The sequence below is a fragment of the Streptomyces sp. NPDC029466 genome (assembly GCF_055574515.1).
Genome location: NZ_JBVHZH010000049.1, coordinates 42,749 through 60,176, shown reverse-complemented (window position 1 = coordinate 60,176; position 17,428 = coordinate 42,749). Strand labels below are relative to the sequence as shown.

The window sequence follows — 17,428 nt, the reverse complement described above, 5'->3', positions numbered from 1 at the left end:
GGGGACGATCCGCTTCTCTGCCAGGTGTGGCTGTAGGTTACCAGTTGGTCATACCCCTCCCCCCCCCCCCCCCCCCCGCGCGCTGCCCCCCCCCCTCCCCCCCCCCCCCCCCCCCCGGTACCGGAGCGGCGGCCGGCGAGGGAGAGACGGGCGCCCCCTCCCTCACCGGTCAGCGCCGCACGGGGTCAGTGACCGTGTCCGTGCCCGTATCCGTGTCCGTGACCGTGTCCGTGACCGTGCCCGTGCCCGTGCCCGTGCCCCCAGCGCACCTGGTCGACGACCCGACGGTGGTCGTTGCGCAGGGTCGCGTGGTCATGGTCGTTGTCCCAGACGTAGTTGCGCCGGTCCTGGTAGACCTCCCAGCGGTTGTCGTGGCCGTAGCCGGTGTGGACACGGACCTGGCTGTGGCCGGCCAGTCGCAGGTTGCCGAAGCGGTAGGCGTGTCCGCTCTTGTCGGACAGGCTCCAGCCCTTGAGGTTGACGGGTGTGCGGCCGGTGTTCCGCACCGTCACCCACTCCGCGTTGAGGCTGCGGTTCGAGCGGTCGTCGCGTCCCGGGCTGTCGTACTGGATCGGTCCCAGGACCACGGCGGACCGCCAGTGCTGCGGAGTGTGGCGGTAGTGGCCATCCGCGCTGGCCGGGAGGGCGGCGGTGGCTGCCAGGGCGGCGGAGCCCAGTACCACCATGGCGACACGCGAAGCGTTACGGAACATCGAACCTCCTGTGAAAGGCGCCACATTCAGGACGCCCAAAAACCGGACTCCCGGCCGGTTTGACCGGGCTCCCACAGAGTGACGGCCCGTCACGCCTTGGCGGAAGAAATCCAAGTTGGTGTTACAAAACACGGACATATACACAACCGCACCACGCCAGGCGCGCACGCCCCCGCGCCCACCCCGCCACTGGCGACACCCCCTACACGTATCGCCGCACTTCCCTTACGGGGCACGGGCCATCGGGGCGGACGGGGACGGCGGACGGATGCCAGGACGGGGGCCGGGCGGGGTGTCGGCGCCGGGCACACAAGTCGCCCGCCGGGCACAGAGGTTGCCCTGCCGGAGCGCCTCCGCACGCCCCCTCCCATACCGGAACTCCGCTGTCCGGTGTGCCACTTACGCACCATCCGTTGCCTGGAGCCCCCGGAGCCTCTACGTTGAGCGCGCCTGATTTCGGCTCAACCCGCCGCGTTGCGGCGGGCTTCGGGAGGAACCCCCCATGCGCAGAAACACTTCCGGACATCACCGCAGACGCATATCGCCACGCATACGCACCGCGGTGTCCGTCGGCGTCGCCGCGGTGGCGGTGGCTGCGACGGCCGCCGCGGCCACCGCGGAGACCGCCATCCCGCCGCCGCATGCCGCACGCACCCAGCACGTCGAGTACTTCAGCGGCGCGGGCGGCCACCCACGGCAGACCACCGTCCCGGTCTCGAAACCGCTCGCGCCGTCCGAGAAGGCCGCGATCGCCGCCGGCGACGGCGATGTCACCTCGATCGTGCAGAGCGGCCCGGTCGGCTCCAAGCTCGATGTCGTCTTCATCGGTGACGGCTACACCGCCGCCCAGCAGGAGGACTTCCACGCCGACGTCCGCACCAAGTGGGCCAAGATCTCCGCCGTGGAGCCGTACGCGGCATACCGCGGCCTGTTCAACGTCTGGGCCGTCGACGCCGTCTCCAACGAGTCCGGCGTCTCCGGGGACCCGACCAAGGACGTGGTCCGCGACACCGCCCTGGACTCCGCTTTCTTCTGCGAGGGCACCGAACGGCTGCTGTGCGTCGACACCGGCAAGGTCGAGTCGTACGCCTCCAAGGCCCCGGCCGCCGACCTCGTCGTGGTCCTCTCCAACTCCACCAAGTACGGCGGTGCGGGCTACAACGACATCTCCTCGCAGGTCGGTTACGACGGGATCGCCACCGCCTCCTCCGACAACGACCAGTCGGACCAGGTCGCGGTGCACGAAACCGGTCACTCGCTGGGCAAGCTCGCCGACGAGTACGACTACGGCCAGTCCGGCACCTACTCCGGGCCCGAGCCCGCCCAGGCGAACCTCAGCAAGCTCTCCGCCGACCAGATGACCGCTCAGCAGCAGAAGTGGTACCGCTGGATCGGCCAGCAGTCGCCGGACGGCGGCGCGGTGGGCGCGTTCGAGGGCGGCGGCTACTACCAGTACGGGCTCAACCGCCCCACCGAGAACTCGATCATGCGGACCCTGGGCCGGGAGTTCAACCTCCCCGGCCGCGAAGCGATGATCGCGGGCTTCTACCGCTATGCGAGCGTGCTGAGCAGCCCGCTCTCGACCCACCACGCGGTGTCCCGCGGGACCCGTATCCGGGTTACCGCACCCGCCTCCGCGCAGCTGACGTGGTCCGTCGACGGCCGCGAACGCAAGGCCGCGCGCGGCAAGACCTCGGTCATCCCGCGCACCCTGGGCGTGCCGGCCGACGGTCGCGCCCACACGGTCACGGCACGGGCCATCGACCGTACGAAGGCGGTCCGTGACCCGGCGCTGCGCAAGCTGCTCTCCCGCTCGCTGACCTGGCACGTCGCGCCCCAGTAGTACGCCCCTCAGCTCCTCGCACACCGCCCCGGTCGCCGGGTGGGCCGCTCAACGCGCCCGCCCGGGGGCCGGGGCAGGCTCGTCGTGCGGCGGCGTGGTCAGCGCACCCGACGAGGCCGTGTCTGCCAGTGGGTGAGGCCGTGGGCAGTCATCGCCGTCAACGGCTCCTCCTACGGGCGGCCGACGCGGTCAGGCACGGTTAGGCGCGGTCCGGCGCCGTCAGATGCGCACCACCATCTTTCCGGTGTTGCGGCCGTTCATCAGCCCGAGGAAGGTGTCGACCGCGTGGGCGATGCCGTCCTCGACCGTTTCACGGAAGGTGATCTTCCCTCCGGCCAGCCAGCCGCCCATCTCCTCGGCGAAGCGCGGCTGGAGAGCCGCATGGTCCCCGACCTCGAAGCCGCGCAGCGTGATCCGCTTCTTCACCAGCTCGACCATGTTGCGCGGCCCCGGCGCGGGTTCGGTGTCGTGGTACCCGGAAATCGCTCCGCACAGCGCGGCCCGGCCGTTCGGCCTCAGTGCGTCGATGGCGGCCTCCAAGTGGTCGCCTCCGACGTTGTCGAAGTACACATCGATACCGTCCGGGGCGGCCTCGGCGAGCAGTTCGCGCACCGGGCCGGTCTTGTAGTTGAAGGCGGCGGTGAAGCCGAGTTCGCCGGTCAGGTACTCCACCTTCGCCGCCGACCCGGCGCTGCCGATCACCGCCTTCGCTCCGCGCAGCCGCGCGATCTGCCCGGCCAGGCTGCCCACCGCCCCGGCCGCGCCGGAAACGAACACCGTGTCCCCCGGGCGCATTCCCGCGATCTCGGTCAGCCCGACGTAGGCGCTCAGTCCGGGCATCCCCAGTACGCCGAGGAACGCGGAGTCCGGTACCCCAGCGACGCGCCGCAGCCTGGTGAACCGGCCGGCCGGCGCGACCGCGGCGGTGCGCCATCCGAGGTCGCTGAGGACCAGGTCCCCCGGCGACAGACCGGCCGCCCGCGAGACGACCACTTCGCCGACAGCGCCGCCCGTCATCGGTTGGTCTAATTCGTAGGCCAGGCTCCCCGTCTCCTCGGCGCTCATCAGGGCCCGCATATACGGATCCACCGACAGAAAGGTGTTGCGGACCCACACCTCCCCCTCGGCCGGTGCCGGCAACTCCCGCTCCACGAGTCGGAAGTCCCCCGGCACCGGGCGCCCCACGGGACGTGCGGCCAGCTGCCACTCCTGCACGGTGTCGGTCATACGCTGCTCTCCTTGTGTGCGACGGAACGCTTTGCGTAAAGGTGCAGCACTGCCGACTCGCACGGCATTCCGTAAAGGTGCAGCGCTGCCGGACACAGGGCGTCCCGGCGCCGGTGGCCCACCCAACTGACGGGCTCTGGACGGCCGTTGGTCTCTCCGGCCGCGAAGGTCAGCGCGGTGCCGCGAGATCCTGGGTCCACCAGGGACCGCCCGCCCCCTGGACGACGCCGATGCCGACGTCCGTGTAGGCGCAGTTGAGCAGGTTGTCGCGGTGCATCCGGTCGCCCATCCAGTCGTTCACCGCCCCGGCGGCGGTCCGCGGGCCGCGGTCGAGGTTCTCGCCCCAGCTGCTCCACCGGTAGCCGGTGGCGGTGATCCGGTCGTCGGGGCCGGTGCCGTCCGGGGCCTGGTGCTCGTAGTACTGGCGGGCCGCCATATCGGCGGAGTGACGCTGTGCCGCGGTGTGCAGTCGCCGGTCGATACGCAGCGGCCCGCAGCCGGCCCGCGCCCGCCGCTGGTTGATGAGTGCGGTGGCCTGCTCTTCGAGGTCGGGCGGGGTGGCCGAGGGGGTGGGAGTCGGGGTGGCGGAGCGGGTGGGGGGTGCGGTCTTGGAGCGCGACGGGGACGGGGTGGGCGTGGGGGTAGGGGTGGGCGACGGGGTGCGCGAGGCCACGGTGCGGGTCGCCTTCGGCTCGGCCGGCTGTTTCTCCGGGGACGTGCTGGGAGACCACCACACGGCGGCGCCGACGGCCACCACGAGGGTGGCGGTGCCCGCGACGACCGGGCCCGTCTTCCCCCGGGGCGGGCGCGGCGACACGGGGTGTGCGCCGGATGTACCGGAGGGGTGGTGCGGCGGGGGTGTCGAGGTCGCCTGCACGGTCGCGGCGGCCGGGGCCGGCAGGACGTGCGGCGGAGTGAGATGCGAGGGCAGCGGCAGCAGGGCGAGACCGGCCAGCAGGCCCTCGGCGGGCAGCAGGCCGTCCCAGTGTCCGGAGCAGTCCGTGCACTGCCGCGCATGGCGGGCTATTCGCTTGCGCCACAGGGCGCAGGGCTCCTGGTCCCAGGCCGCCGTGAGCTGGGAGAGTTCGGGGCAGCGCGGCGTCGCCGAGAGCGCGCGGACCACGACGCGACCGGCCTCCAGCTGCTCCTTCATGCGCTGCACCCGCACCGCCGCATGGCGGGAGTCGATGCCGACGGCGGCGACCAGCTCCGGCCTGGTGATCTCGCCGGCAGCCTCCAGCCACCACAGGGACAGCAGCGACCGGTCCCGCTCGTCCAACCAGCGGGTGGCCGCGGCCACCTCACGGCGCTGGCCGGACAGCCCCAGCTTCAGAATGGTCAGGTCCACGAAATCGGCCGAGCGGTCGGCCCGTTCCGGCGCCTGGTCCAGGCCGACCACGGGGGTCTTCCGGGCGGCGGACCACCGGCGGCGTACCTGGTTCATGGCGATCGCCACCAGCCAGGAGCGGAAGGACGCCGGCTCCCGCAGGTCGGCCAGCGACTCCAGGACCCGCAGCATGGTCTCCTGCACCACGTCGTCGACGTCCGCATGACCGTCCAGCGCCCGTCCCACGACGTTGTAGATCAGCGGCAGGTAGGCGGCGACCAACTGCTCCCGGGCCTCTTCGTCCCCGGCCTTGGCCGCCTCGACGGCCGCCGTCCCGTTTTCCTGCTTCACGCCCACTCGTTCCTGTTCCTTCGTGCGTACCCGTGGCCCCCGCACACCGGAGACCCCGCGCGCCGGCCGCGATAACGAAAACCTACGTGGTCCCGAAGAGCCCCGTTCCCCGGCCCGCGCCGGTGGCGCGCTCCCGGTGTCCCGGCCCCTCACGCCGGGTGCGATCCGGCCTGCCGACGGCCCGCGAAAAAAGTTTTCGCGCTTTTCGTTATCGGGTGCCGGCCCCGTGGTCTCCCCTGTGTCGGCCGCGAAACCAACGGGTCCCCGGGCTCCGCGGGCCGACGGATCGCTGTCCCCCACAGGAAACGGAACCATGAACTACGACCACCTTCAGACGGAGCGCCACGACGAGACTCCGGCCGGGAGCGGCCGCGGGACGGGCGAGGCCGGTACGCACCGGCGTTCCGGCGGGGCCGGGACGGGCGGCCGGCACGGGCGGACCGGCGGTTCGCACCGCGCCGGCAGCACTCCCCGGCGCAAGGCCACCCTGCTGGCGGTGGCAGCCGTGGTCACCGTGGGCGGCGCGTCCGCGGTGCTGCTGCGCCCCGATTCCGGAGCCGACCGGGCACTCGCGGCGGACGCGTCCGAGCCGTCGGCGCCCACGGCGAAGGTCTCCGCTTCCGCGACACCGGACACCTCGCCCTCGGCCAAGCCCCACAAGCCCTCGGCCTCTCCGTCCAAGGCCAAGAAGCAGGCCAAGAAGCACACTTCGCCCCGGCCGAAGGCCAGCCGTCCCGGCAGCGGTTCCGGGAGCGGCTCCGGGAACGACCGGCAGACGACGCCCCGTACGCCGCACGTCGATTCCGGTGCGGGTGCCACCACGCCGAACGGAGCGCAGACCGCGTCGGGCACCGCCGCGCGGTTCGCGCAGAAGATCGTCGAGCTGGTCAACGCGCAGCGGGCGCAGCACGGTTGTGGCCCGCTCACGGTCGATGCCCGAATACAGCGCGCGGCGCAGGCCCACTCGGACGACATGGCCGCCCGCAACTTCTACGACCACAACACCCCGGAAGGCGTCGACCCCGGTACCCGGATGACCAAGGCCGGGTACCCGTGGGGAAGTTGGGCGGAGAACATCTTCAAGAGCCCGAAGGACCCGGCCACGGCGATGGAGGGCTGGATGAAGAGCCCGGGCCACCGGGACAACATCCTCAACTGCTCCTACAAGACCACCGGTGTGGGCGTCAATCTCAGCGGCAACGGCCCCTGGTGGACGCAGGACTTCGCCACCCACCGCTGATACGCCGGGGCTTCCCGGCGGTGCGGGCCGGAGCCGGCTCGCACCGCCGGTTCCCTGCGGGAGCGCAGGTCAGCTGTCGGCCGGGGCGAAGGTCCGGTCGAGGAAGCCGTCGAGACTGCGGCGGGCCGCCGTACCGTGCGGGCCGGCGAAGATCTCGGCGGCGTGGCGGGTGCCGGGCAGGACCGTGACCTCGGCCTCGGGGAAGCTGTGCGCGACCTCGCGCAGCCGCTTCTCGTCGGCGAGCGGGTCGTCGGCGGTGCCCAGGAGCAGCAGTTCCCCGTCGTACGAGGTGCCGCTCCCGGCGGAGTAGCCGCCCAACGAGGCGAGGGGGCTGATACCGGCGACCCCGGCCGGGCGGTCGGTGCGGTCCGTCAGCATGCCGAGCATCACGTTGCCGCCCATACAACCGCCCACCCACGCCACGTCCTTGGCACCGCGCGAGCGCAGCAAGCGGGTCGCGTCGGAGATGGTCCGGCGGCGGTCCGTACCCCAGTCGAGGGTGACCACGTGATAGCCGCCGGCGGCGAGCCGCTTGGCCTCGGCCGCCCATTCGCAGGCGTCGCCCCAGGAGATGGGGGCGAAGACCACCCCACGGGGACCGCTGCCCAGGGTGACCAGGCGGCCCTTCCCCGAGGAACCGGGCAGACGGTACGCGGTGGCGCCTGCCACGTCGTGGAAGCACGACGGCAGCCGGTCCGGTGTGGCGCTGAACTCTCGCACGGCGATGGTTCCTTTCTCGGTGGTTCCTCCCTCGGCGGAGCGACGGTTTTCCGCCATTGCGCTCCCTTGTGGGGCCTTTTCCGCGTCACCGCCGGCGCACGCGGTGGCACTGGTCAAGGCCAGAAACAGGACCGCTGTCATGGCCAGGGCACGTCTCGGCGCACATGCAAACATGAGAGAAGCATAGAGAGAAAGCATTGGGAAAAGCTATATTGAAAGGTAGATGGAAAGCTTTTCACAGCGTCCACATCTGGCAACCACACAGTCTCCCCAGGTCAGAACATGCCTGTACGGAGGGTGGGATATCTTTGTACTGAGCATCGGGAAGAGGGAAGGCGGTTCACAGTGGAGCCTGACCACGTAGACGAGATCATCTCGGCATGGGGACACGAACTGCCCGAAATCGCCGGCCTTCCCCTGGAACTGGCCAAAAGGACCGCCCTGTTGGTTTCGGCCTTTGATATCGCCGCGGCCGCCGAGCTGGAGAAACTCGGGCTCACCCAGGCCGAGTACGGGGTCCTCGCCACCCTCCGCCGAATCGGCGCCCCCTACCGCCTCAAGCCGACCGACCTCACGCACGCACTCCTGCTGTCCTCCGGTGGGACCAGCAATGTCATCAAGCGTCTGGTGGCCGCCGGCCATGTCACCCGCGCGGCGGCCGAGGACGATGCGCGCAGCAGCTGGGTGCAGCTCACCCCGAGCGGGGTGGAGACCGCCGAGGCGGCGGTGCGCGCCACCACCGCCGTGCACGCCCGGCTCGTCGACCGGATTCCGGAGCGTACGGCGAAGGCCCTCAGCGAGCAGCTGCGCATCGCGCTGGCCGCCATCGAGGAGGGCGTACTGATCCGGCGCTGACGCGAGGTCAGCGGCCGGTCAGCCGGTCACGCACCTCCTCCGCCCGGTCCAGCAGCCGCGGCAGCCCCGCGTATTCCAGCCGCCCGTCGCGCTTGACGATCCGCCCGGCGACCACCACGGTGTCGACATCGGCGCGGTCCATCGACGAGACGACGGCCGCGGTGGCGTCGTGCACCGGCGCCACTCCGGGGCGGTCGGTCCGCAGCACCAGCAGATCCGCCTGCTTGCCCGGCGTGAGGGAGCCGATCCGGTCCGCCATCCCGAGCGCCTCGGCTCCGCCCAGCGTCGCGAACTCCAGCACCTCCCGGGTGGTGAGCAAGGGCGCGTCGGGGCCCGCGTGGCCCTGGAGCGCGGCGAAGCGGCCGACCTGGAAGGCGGTCCGCATCTGCGTGAACATATCGCTCGGTGCGGCGACTTCGACATCGACGCTGAGGCTCGGACGCAGACCCGCGGCCGCCGCCGCGGCGAACGGCGGCAGACCGTGCCCCATGGTCATCTCGATGGCGGGCGCGACCGACAAGGCCCCACCGCTGTCGCGGATCAGCTCCAGCTCGCCGGCGTCCAACCCGGTGCCGTGGATGAACACCGTTCCGGGGCGCAGGACGCCGAGGCGGCGCAGCCGGGAGACGGGTCTGCCGCCCCGGACGTGCAGCGCGGTCGGCACCTCCAGTTCACGGGCCAGGGCCCAGCTGTTCCGGGTGCTCTCCTCGCCGCCGAACTCGGCGTTCAGCGCCATGGTCACCAGGCCGTCCCCGCCGTGCAGCCGACCGCCGCGAATACGGCGGGCGTCCTGCGCGGTGCCCTGCCCGTAGGCGAAGACGCTGCGCAGCCCGGATTCGGTGAGCGCGTCGAGCAGGGCGTCGGTGTGCTCCTCGGTCGGCTTGTCGACATTGGAGATGTCCTGGACGGTGGTCACCCCCGCGTCCAGGGCACCCAGCGCACTCAGCAGATTGCCCAGGTGGAGGTCGTCGGCGCTGAGCCGGGGCGCCAGGGTGTGCAGCACCGTCGCGAAGTACTGGTCGAGGGTCTGGTCGGCGCCGCTGCCGCGGAGCGCCGCCTGCCACATGTGCCGGTGGGTGTCGACGAAGCCGGGGAGCACCAGGCACCCCCGGGCGTCGATCCGCTCGTCCGCCGCGGCGGGGTCGATGCCCGGGCGTACCTCGATGATCCGGCCGTCCGCCACCAGGATGTCGGCGGACGGCAGTTCACCGGTGGCCGGGTCCATGGTGAGGACCCGGCCACCGGTGACGAGCAGGCGTGCGGGGGTCATGCAGTGCCCCACCCCTGGGGCGGTGCCAGGCGGCCCATCTGGAGGTTCCAGTACTCGGTGTTGCGCCGGCAGCGGCCGTCGGGGGCGAAGGTGAGGAAGTTGGTCTCCAGGAAGGTGACCCAGTGCTCGCCGTCGGGGTTGAGGGCGGGGGCCCGCAGGGTGACCCAGAGTTCGACGGCCGCCCGGTTTCCGGTGACGACCGGGGTGCCGTGACGGCCGGTCATGTCGCTCTGGCCGGCGGTGATGTCGCGCCAGTAGCGGCCGATGGCGTCGCGTCCGCGGAAGGTCTGCGCTTCCACGCCGGGCACCGCCTCGTACACGGCGTCCGGGGTGAACAGCCGGACCGCGGCCTTGTCGTTCTTGGTCCGCCAGCTCTCCAGATAGGCGTCGGTCCAGCTCGACACCTGGGCGGCGGTGAGCCGGTCGGATCGTTCATCGGCCTGGGCGGCCGGCGCCAGGGCCGCCAGGGGCAGCGCGGCGGCGCCGGCGCGGAGCAGGGTGCGGCGGTGGGTACGGGGGTTCACTGGTGTGAGGTGCCCTTTCCGTGCGGACGGGGTGACGCGGCCGGCGACGGCTTCGCGCGGCCGGGCGGAGCCGGTGTCATCCGGCTTCGGCTTCCTGGAGGCGGACGGAGAATTCGATGCCGTCACCCAGCGGCAGCTGCTGGGAGAGATAGCCGTTGCCGGCCGTGCGGACATGGTCGGTGAACTCCGGCGGCAGCATCGGCAGGTTGTCGGAGACGACCAGGCCACCGCCGCGCAGTTGCGGTTCGAGCAGCTTGAGGACGGGAAGGTAGAGCTCCTTCCAGCCGTCCAGCAGCAGCAGATCGACCGGCCCGGGGAGCGTGCCGAGCTGCTCCCGGGCGTCGCCGGTCCTGATCTCGGCGTAGTCGGCGAGCCCGGCGCGCTCCAGGTGGCTGCGGGCCCGGTCGGCCTTGCCCGGGTGCAGCTCCGAGCCGATGATGCGGCCGGCGCCGTTGTCGCGCAGGGCGGCCGCCGCATAGATCGTCGAGGCGCCGAAGGAGGTGCCGAACTCCACGACGAGGGCGGGGCGCAGGCTCCGTACGAGCTGGTAGAGGAAGGTGCCGACCTGCGGGTGTACGGGCAGCGCGGCCTGGGCGCACAGCTCGGCCGCCTCCTGCGCGGTGGGCGGCTGCGGCCAGTCGGCCGCGGTGGCGTAGGCCCGCTTCATGACGTCCGGGTCGTTGCGCTCGGCGCTCCGGGCGATCTCGTCCAGGACGGCGCCCACGCGCGGGTCGGCGAGTCCGGTGGTGGCGGTGGTCATGCCTGGGCCCTCCCGTCCCGCACGGCGGTCAGCAGCGCGGGGTCGAGGTAGCTCTGCGCGTTGTAGATGGTCCGGTCGGTGTCGAGTATCTCGCGCCGGCCGTGCATCACCCGGGTATTGTCGATCAGCGCCACGTCGCCGTCCCGCCAGTCCAGCTCCTCGGTCAGTTCCTCGGTCAGGCGGCGGAATTCGGCGAGCAGTTCCTCGGGGATCTCCGTGCCGTCGGCGAAGGTGATGCGCGGAGCCTCGTAGTTGTACGAGGGCCCGAAGACGCTGTTGGCCCAGGAGAGCCGGCTGCCGAAGAGCGTGGGGTGGACGGCACCGACGCGGTAGGCGTAGTGGATGGAGCCGTCGTCGTTGAGCTGGAGGGTGGTGGACACACTGCCGCCCACCAGTTCCTTCATATCGGCGAAGGTGACGTCGTCGAGCGCTTTACGGCCTTCCGTCTGGTGGCAGACGAAGGCCTTCCACTTCTGCTCCTCCACCCGGCGGCTGTACATGATGTCCCTGACGCCGAAGACCTCGCGGGCGGTGTCACTCGCCGCGTCCCAGACCCGGTAGCCGTCACAGACAGTGGTCTGGGAGCCGCTGGCGGCGGCCTTCTCGCACAGGAACCACGTCAGGTCGGGGCCGAAGGGGCTGTTGCCGTTCTCCAGATGGAGGCCGACGGCGACGGTGCCCGCGTCCACCTTCTGGGCGACCTCACCACCGTGGAAGGAGCGCGCCGGGTCGAGGGTGATCCGGCTGGAGTGCGCCTTCACGAAGGAGGTGAACTCCTCCAGGTCGGTGCGGAAGCCCCGGAACAGCAGAAAGCCGGCGTCGGCGAGCAGCCCGGTGACCCATGCGGGGTCCAGTGCTCCGAGCGACCGGTCCCCGGTGGGCAGGACGAGCCGGCCGGTGGCGGCCCCGTAGGGCTCGACGTCAGCGATGGTGGTCATGCGTCTGCTCCTTGGTGGTCGTACAGCGTTCCGTTGGACAGGGCGGTGCGGATGGCTGCCCGCATGGGCCGTCCGGTGACGGTGAAGAACCGCCGGTAGAGGCGCTCGTCGGCGACGGTGAGGTGTGGCACGGCGATCCGCTCCACCTCGGAGAGGTGCGCTTCGCCGAACTCCCGGACTGCCGTTTCGGCCGCCGCGAGATCGGTGGACTCCTTGACGAGGAAGAGTCCGTGGAGGGCGGCGAGCCCGTCACCGATCACGGCGACGGCGCGGACGAACGGGAGTTGGGCATACTGCGCCTCGACCCACTCGGGGGCCACATTGCGGCCGGCCGCGGTGATGATGACGTTCTTCTTGCGTCCGGTGATGCGGATGAAGCCGTCCTCGTCGATCTCGGCCAGATCGCCGGTACGCAGCCAGCCGTCGGCGTCGAGGACCAGGCTGGAGGGGTCGTCGCGGGTGTAGCCGGCGAACAACGAGGTGCTGCTGACCAGGAGTTCGCCGTCGTCCGCGGTCCGGACGCGGACATGCGGCAGCGGCCGGCCGACGGTGCCCGGCCGGCGTGCGTCCGGGGTGTTCCAGCTGACCACGGAGCTGTTCTCGGACAGGCCGTACCCCTCGTGCACGGGGAGCCCGTGGTCTTCCAGCCGCCGCAGCAGCTCCGGGTGCACGGGTGCCCCGCCACAGCAGATGAGCGGCGCGCCGGGGGTGCCGAACAGGGCCGGTGCGACCGCCTGTCCGCTCGCCAGGGCCTCGTCCGCGGCGGCGGCGAAGGCGTCGACGAGCGCGGGCGTGGCGACCATCGCGGTCGGGCGGGCGGCCGTCACATAGGGCAGGACATCGGCCGGCGCCGCCGCCGCGGTGCCGACCAGGGCCTTGCCGGGCGGCATCAGGACCACCGTCCCGCCGTCGAGCAGGACCATGTAGAGGCCGGTGACCTGCTCGATGAGCAGGCTGAACGGGACGACGGAGAGATAGCGGGAGAAGGCCCCGTCGGGCATCACCGACCGCAGTGAGCCCAGCAGTTCGTTCAGGGCCGCCGCCCGGATGCGTACCCCCTTGGGACGCGAGGTGGTCCCGGAGGTATGGATGATCTTGCACTCCCAGTCCGCTCCCCCGGCGGCGGCCGGCGGCAGCACCAGGGGCGTGGACGGCACGGGCCCGTCCGTGGAGAGCGGCAGCACCGTGCAGTCCGGGCGCAGGACCCGGTCCCTGCCCCACTGGGTCAGCCGCTCCTGCCCAGCGGCGTCCACCACGCACAGATCGGTCCCCTCCAGCAGACCGGCGGCCTGCTCGGCGGAGAAGGCCAGCGGGACCGGCACCTCGGTGGCGCGCGCGGCGATCAGTGCGAGGTCGGCGACCACGTACTCCGGGGTGTTGCCGCAGACCACGCCGATGCGCAGCGGGCGGTCGCCGCGCGGGCCGATCCGCTCGGCGAGCTCCGCGGCCCGGCGCGTCACCTCCTGGTAGCTGAGGGTCCGGGCCGGCGTGCCGTCCTCCCCCAGGACCTCGACCAGCGGCCGCGCCGATTCACCGAAGCGGACCAGACTCTGCTCAATGCCCAGCATGGCCGGCCACCTCCATGGCGCTGATGCTCAGTTGGAGATCGGTGACGGAGTAGCGCCCGGTGGCGTCGGAGAACAGCCGGTCCAGGGCGTTCAGCGGGATGACGCCGACCTGTGGCTCCTGGTCGTAGTACGTGCCCCAGCGCGCCGCCTCGTCGGGAGACAGCCGGCTCGGGTCGGCGGGGCCGAACGGCACGAAGGAGATGCCGGTACGGTCCAGCGTGGTGATGAGGCTCCGGGTGACCGTGCACAGGATGTACTCCATGCCCAGGCACCAGGCGATGATCGGGGTGGCTCTGATCAGTTCGCGGCCGACCGCGGCGCGGCGGGTGGCCAGCGCCCCCACTTCCACCACCCGCCTGCGGTCCACCGAGGCTCCGAGACGGGCCAGTGCGGCGTCCTCGACGCCGGTGTCGAGGTACCGCTCGGAGAACAGCTCCTGGTCGCTGCCGAAGGTGAGCCCCGCGCAGGCCAGTGGCGCGCAGGGCTCCTCCGCCGCGCCGCAGGCCGGCCGGGCGACGATGAACGAGTCGGGCCGGGGCGCCACATCGGCGCCGTATGCCTGGGCGTACACCTCGCGAGCGAGGTCCGCGGCGTCCAGCCATGAGCTGGTCGACCGGTGTGCCAGATCGATCTGCACGGTGCTCCCCCCTTCCCCGGCTGCCGGCTTTACTTGGTGCCGACGACCAGAGACACGGATGAAGGCAGCGCGATGCGCTCGACGGACTTCAGACCCGCGTCGGTGAGCCAGCCGGAGATCTCCGGCTCGCTGTAGGTGCGGTCGCCGGAGCAGGCGTACATGGCCAGCGAGAACGCCGCGTTGTGCTCCTCGAGCTGCTCGCCGCGCACGTCTTCGAGCACCACGATCCGGCCGCCGGGGCGCAGCGCCTTGGCGGCCCGCGCGATCAGGTCCCGGTTCTCCTCGTCGGTGTGGTTGTGCACGATCTCGAAGAGGAAGACCACGTCGTAGCCGGTGCCGAGGTCGCCGCTGAGGAAGCTGCCGCGCTGGAGGGTGATCCGGTCGGACAGCCCGGCCTTCTCGATCGCCGCGCCGGTGTCGGCGAGCGCCTCGGGCAGGTCGAGGATGGTGGCGGAGAGCTCGGGGTGCCGCTCGCACATGGCCATGGAGTGCAGGCCGTGCGAGCCGCCCAGGTCGAGGAGGCGCCGCGCCCCTTCGGGCAGCGGGACGGCCTCGACGATGGGCTGCACGGTCAGCCGCGACTTGACCCGCATGTACGCGGAGAAGTCCCGCCCGGCCTCGGGGTTGTCGGCCCAGCGGTCCCAGAGGGACTGGGCGGGCTTGCCGTCCCGGACGGCCTGCGGCAGTTCCCACATCACGTTGGTGAGTTCGTACGCCCACAGCAGCGCCGGGGTGAAGTCGTACTCGGCGTTCTTGCCCAGCCAGCGTTCGGCGAGCGGGCCGTTGCGGTAGCGCCCGTCCTCCAGGGTCAGCCAGCCGAGGACGGCGGCGACGTCGGCGACCGCGCGGGTGCCGTCCGTGCTCGCGCCGATCGCGGCGGCCAGCTCGTCGAGGGTCTTGGGGCCGTCCTCCTCCAGGGTCCGGAAGATGCCGAGCTTGGCGGCGGAGGTGAGCGCGGCGTAGCGGATGGTGGAGCCGATCACCTCATCGATCGGGTTGCCCGCCAGCTCGGCGTCGGTGGTGGTCTTGAACATGGCTGATCTCCTCGGGATGGCAGGGAACGGCCGCACAGCCTGCGCGGCCGGGATGTGCCGTGCGCGCGACGGCCGCGGGCACGGTGATGTGTGGGACTGCCGAACGGGGACGAACGTCAGCCGGCCGGGACCGGTGGGAGCCGGTACGCCCGGGGGCGGGCCGGCGCCGGCTGCGCCGCGAGGGCGAGCGGGAGGTGTGCCACGCCATGGCGGCCGTGGTATCTCGCTCCGGGTGCCGGGTCCCCGGAGTGGTGTTGCTTCGGGCCGCGGGCGAGGCCCGTCGGCGTCGCGCGGCGCCCCTTCGGCACCGGCCACCCGGACCGCACGGCACCGTAGGGCTTCATCGGGCCCCGGCCGGTGTGCGGCGGAGCGGGAACCGGGTGGTCGGGGGGCCGGACGGGAAGGGTCTCACGGAGCCCGTGCGGCGGGGGCCCGGGACGTGCCGGACGCGGGTGGCGCCGGGCGGAAACCTCTTGGGGCCGGCCCGGGGAGGGCAGCGGGGACCGCCGCTCTCCCCAGCGGCACGCTGCTGATGACCTGTTCGCTCCCCGGGCCGGGCTGCGGGGCTCCGGGGCCGCCGGACGGCGAACTGCCCCGGGCGGGCCGGCGCCCGAAGACCCCGCGGTGGAGGGCTGCGATACGGAAGGGGCGGGCCGGGTCGCCCCAAGGGGCGCCGGGAGTGAGCCCGGCCATGGTGCCCGCGCCCCCACGACGCGGGCCGCCTCGGCCCCGGCCACCGTCGTCCCGATGAGTTCGTGACGGCTGGTCATGCCGCGGTGCACCACCCCGGACTGTGTGTCCGCAGGAGAGACCGCAGACTCCTGACGGCTGTTCATCGGGTCCCCCCCCGGTCGCAGCTGCCTCAGTGCGGCTCACCGGATGTCAGGCGGACACCTCGTCGAACCCGACGGCCGCGCGTCCCGCCTTGTGGATGTGGGCGGTCTCGGCGATCCGGCGGCCGAGTGCCTCGGCGGTGCGCAGGTCGCTGGCGCAAGGGGTGACGTCCGCACCCTCGTCGTTGTTCGACTGGGACATGGCGCCCAGCCAGCTGCCGAGCCGGTTGAGGTCCTCGGGGCTGCCGGAGGAGGTGTTCCAGCCGCCGTACTCGGCGAGACCGACCCAGACCATGCCGTGCTGGGCGGCGAACAACGCGATGTCGATCAGCGCGTTGAGCTTGTCGCCCGCCATGTTGCCGCTGTTGGTGAAGCCGCCGGCGATCTTGTTCTTCCAGCGCATGTTGTCGCCCCAGACCTGGCTGGTGGCCTCGACGAACGCGCGGAAGACGGCGCTGCTGCCGCCCATGTAGGTCGGCGTGCCGAAGATCAGGGCGTCGGACTCCTGGAGCACCTCCCACAGCTCGTCGTTGAGCTCGGCCAGGGAGACCAGGCGTACCTGGGTGTCGGGGACCTTCTCCGCGCCGGCCGCGACGGCCGCCGCCTGCTTTGCGGTGTGGCCGTATCCACTGTGATACGCCACCGCAACCTTGATCTGCATACTTCTCCCCCACCCGGGAACGGAACGATGTTTTAGCTTTCACTAAAGCTGTCCAGAAAGCTTTAGGTGCTGGTTACGCTATCCATGCCCGCACTTCCAAGGCAAGCGCCTCCGGCCAACACCCTGAAAAGAACAGGTAAACCCGCAGGTAGGGACAGCTCGCCCAATCACATCCGTACCTCCCGAAACCTGCGCACCACGCCGGACACCCCATCAGCAACCCATCGGCGCACCTCCCGACACCGACCGCGAGGCGACGGGCGAAATCGGGCGCCACGGCACACTTGCCTATCAGACGCACAGGGCCGATCCCAGAGCGCTGACTCGCCGTCAAATCTGTTTTCAGCCAGGGAACTTCACGAGAGGACGAGGCGAAGAGGGCACCCTTCGTCAGACCCCGACGACGCCGTGACGCACGTCACATGAGGGGGTGTCATACGTCGAGGGGGTGCCATCCGTGTGCAGGGTGACGGGCCCGCAAGGGGCTCTGAACTACGGGGAAGGACAACCCATGCGTAACAGGCGAATTCTCAGCACCGCGGTCGCCGCTGCTGCCCTCACGGTCGTCGGACTGGGCGGGGCCGCCCAGGCTCACGCCGCCACCGGGGCCAAGGCCGTAGCACCGGCCGCCTCCTCCGCACAGCACCAGCTCAAGCCGATGGACGGCCCGCCCGGAACCGTGTGGACCGGCAAGAAGTTCTGGACCCTCAGCGGCTGCCAGGCGGCCGGCACCGACCTGGTCAGCAGCGGCAAGTGGGCCGACCCCTTCTGCGACGGCACGGGCCTCCAGTACGACCTGTGGGCCCGGCCGCTGTAAACCCCGTACGGCTTCCGGCAGTTCACCGGTAGTCGCTCGCGGCAACCCCGAGTAGGCGGCCCGTCCCCGCGCACATCCGCGGTCACGCGGGGACGGCCGCCCCCTCGGTC

At 71.6% G+C, this 17,428-nt stretch carries 16 protein-coding genes; 4 read left to right on the top strand and 12 right to left on the bottom strand.

The annotated features are described in order from the left end of the window. Positions 1-185: 185 nt before the first annotated feature. Entirely contained in the window at positions 186-713 is a 528-nt protein-coding gene (locus tag ACZ4XD_RS30685; RefSeq protein WP_468047397.1) for a lamin tail domain-containing protein, read from the bottom strand. Between the two features lie 502 nt (positions 714-1,215). Between ACZ4XD_RS30685 and ACZ4XD_RS30680 the strand changes: the two genes are divergently transcribed. Beyond that, the gene (locus ACZ4XD_RS30680; protein WP_468047395.1) at positions 1,216-2,556 is read left to right on the top strand and encodes a M64 family metallopeptidase; all 1,341 of its coding nucleotides are present in this window, start codon (positions 1,216-1,218) and stop codon (positions 2,554-2,556) included. A gap of 219 nt (positions 2,557-2,775) precedes the next feature. Here the strand turns inward: ACZ4XD_RS30680 and ACZ4XD_RS30675 are convergent, their stop codons facing one another. After that, the gene (locus ACZ4XD_RS30675) at positions 2,776-3,783 is read right to left on the bottom strand and encodes an NADP-dependent oxidoreductase (protein ID WP_468047394.1); all 1,008 of its coding nucleotides are present in this window, start codon (positions 3,781-3,783) and stop codon (positions 2,776-2,778) included. 169 nt (positions 3,784-3,952) lie between these two features. Next, positions 3,953-5,461 (bottom strand): sigma-70 family RNA polymerase sigma factor, encoded by a 1,509-nt coding sequence (locus ACZ4XD_RS30670; protein ID WP_468047393.1) that lies wholly within the window; start codon positions 5,459-5,461, stop codon positions 3,953-3,955. Positions 5,462-5,774: 313 nt separating this feature from the next. Between ACZ4XD_RS30670 and ACZ4XD_RS30665 the strand changes: the two genes are divergently transcribed. Beyond that, positions 5,775-6,701, top strand: a complete 927-nt coding sequence (locus tag ACZ4XD_RS30665) for a CAP domain-containing protein (RefSeq protein WP_468047391.1) — start codon at positions 5,775-5,777, stop codon at positions 6,699-6,701. A 69-nt stretch (positions 6,702-6,770) separates the two neighbouring features. Here the strand turns inward: ACZ4XD_RS30665 and ACZ4XD_RS30660 are convergent, their stop codons facing one another. Further along, positions 6,771-7,421 (bottom strand): alpha/beta hydrolase, encoded by a 651-nt coding sequence (locus ACZ4XD_RS30660; RefSeq protein ID WP_468047389.1) that lies wholly within the window; start codon positions 7,419-7,421, stop codon positions 6,771-6,773. Between the two features lie 345 nt (positions 7,422-7,766). Between ACZ4XD_RS30660 and ACZ4XD_RS30655 the strand changes: the two genes are divergently transcribed. Next, entirely contained in the window at positions 7,767-8,276 is a 510-nt protein-coding gene (locus tag ACZ4XD_RS30655; RefSeq protein ID WP_468047387.1) for a MarR family winged helix-turn-helix transcriptional regulator, read from the top strand. Between the two features lie 7 nt (positions 8,277-8,283). Here ACZ4XD_RS30655 and ACZ4XD_RS30650 read toward each other — a convergent pair whose 3' ends face one another. The 8 genes from ACZ4XD_RS30650 to ACZ4XD_RS30615 all read right to left on the bottom strand — a co-directional run bounded on the left by ACZ4XD_RS30650 (position 8,284) and on the right by ACZ4XD_RS30615 (position 16,501). After that, complete coding sequence (locus ACZ4XD_RS30650; protein ID WP_468047386.1) at positions 8,284-9,546, bottom strand: amidohydrolase family protein; 1,263 nt, start codon at positions 9,544-9,546, stop codon at positions 8,284-8,286. Continuing rightward, a complete protein-coding gene (locus tag ACZ4XD_RS30645; protein WP_251085683.1) occupies positions 9,543-10,070 on the bottom strand; it encodes a nuclear transport factor 2 family protein in 528 nt (175 codons plus the stop codon). The genes ACZ4XD_RS30650 and ACZ4XD_RS30645 overlap by 4 nt, the downstream gene beginning before the upstream one ends. 76 nt (positions 10,071-10,146) lie before the next feature. Further along, on the bottom strand, positions 10,147-10,830 hold the full coding sequence (locus ACZ4XD_RS30640; RefSeq protein WP_468047384.1) for an O-methyltransferase: 684 nt from the start codon (positions 10,828-10,830) through the stop codon (positions 10,147-10,149). Then, positions 10,827-11,768, bottom strand: a complete 942-nt coding sequence (locus ACZ4XD_RS30635) for a TauD/TfdA family dioxygenase (protein WP_468047382.1) — start codon at positions 11,766-11,768, stop codon at positions 10,827-10,829. The genes ACZ4XD_RS30640 and ACZ4XD_RS30635 overlap by 4 nt, the downstream gene beginning before the upstream one ends. Then, positions 11,765-13,336, bottom strand: coding sequence for an AMP-binding protein (locus tag ACZ4XD_RS30630; protein ID WP_468047380.1), 1,572 nt, complete (start codon positions 13,334-13,336; stop codon positions 11,765-11,767). The genes ACZ4XD_RS30635 and ACZ4XD_RS30630 overlap by 4 nt, the downstream gene beginning before the upstream one ends. After that, positions 13,323-13,973, bottom strand: coding sequence for a thermostable hemolysin (locus ACZ4XD_RS30625; protein WP_468047378.1), 651 nt, complete (start codon positions 13,971-13,973; stop codon positions 13,323-13,325). Before ACZ4XD_RS30625 ends, ACZ4XD_RS30630 begins: the two co-directional genes overlap by 14 nt. A 29-nt stretch (positions 13,974-14,002) precedes the next feature. Beyond that, positions 14,003-15,007 (bottom strand): methyltransferase, encoded by a 1,005-nt coding sequence (locus tag ACZ4XD_RS30620; protein WP_468047376.1) that lies wholly within the window; start codon positions 15,005-15,007, stop codon positions 14,003-14,005. Between the two features lie 882 nt (positions 15,008-15,889). Continuing rightward, positions 15,890-16,501 carry a flavodoxin family protein gene (locus tag ACZ4XD_RS30615; protein WP_042153236.1) on the bottom strand — a complete coding sequence of 204 codons (612 nt, stop codon included), beginning with the start codon at positions 16,499-16,501 and terminating at the stop codon, positions 15,890-15,892. 511 nt (positions 16,502-17,012) lie between these two features. On the opposite strand from ACZ4XD_RS30615, the gene ACZ4XD_RS30610 reads away from it, so the two are divergent. Continuing rightward, positions 17,013-17,318 (top strand): hypothetical protein, encoded by a 306-nt coding sequence (locus ACZ4XD_RS30610; protein WP_468047374.1) that lies wholly within the window; start codon positions 17,013-17,015, stop codon positions 17,316-17,318. The last annotated feature ends 110 nt before the right edge of the window (positions 17,319-17,428 follow it).

Bases quoted from the DNA above. Each gene is read 5' to 3' on its own strand.
- ACZ4XD_RS30635 (WP_468047382.1), bottom strand. From the start codon at position 11,768: ATGACCACCATCGCTGACGTCGAGCCCTACGGGGCCGCCACCGGCCGG.
- ACZ4XD_RS30640 (WP_468047384.1), bottom strand. From the start codon at position 10,830: ATGACCACCGCCACCACCGGACTCGCCGACCCGCGCGTGGGCGCCGTC.
- ACZ4XD_RS30620 (WP_468047376.1), bottom strand. From the start codon at position 15,007: ATGTTCAAGACCACCACCGACGCCGAGCTGGCGGGCAACCCGATCGAT.
- ACZ4XD_RS30610 (WP_468047374.1), top strand. From the start codon at position 17,013: ATGCGTAACAGGCGAATTCTCAGCACCGCGGTCGCCGCTGCTGCCCTC.
- ACZ4XD_RS30615 (WP_042153236.1), bottom strand. From the start codon at position 16,501: ATGCAGATCAAGGTTGCGGTGGCGTATCACAGTGGATACGGCCACACC.
- ACZ4XD_RS30675 (WP_468047394.1), bottom strand. From the start codon at position 3,783: ATGACCGACACCGTGCAGGAGTGGCAGCTGGCCGCACGTCCCGTGGGG.
- ACZ4XD_RS30665 (WP_468047391.1), top strand. From the start codon at position 5,775: ATGAACTACGACCACCTTCAGACGGAGCGCCACGACGAGACTCCGGCC.
- ACZ4XD_RS30630 (WP_468047380.1), bottom strand. From the start codon at position 13,336: ATGCTGGGCATTGAGCAGAGTCTGGTCCGCTTCGGTGAATCGGCGCGG.
- ACZ4XD_RS30685 (WP_468047397.1), bottom strand. From the start codon at position 713: ATGTTCCGTAACGCTTCGCGTGTCGCCATGGTGGTACTGGGCTCCGCC.
- ACZ4XD_RS30650 (WP_468047386.1), bottom strand. From the start codon at position 9,546: ATGACCCCCGCACGCCTGCTCGTCACCGGTGGCCGGGTCCTCACCATG.
- ACZ4XD_RS30680 (WP_468047395.1), top strand. From the start codon at position 1,216: ATGCGCAGAAACACTTCCGGACATCACCGCAGACGCATATCGCCACGC.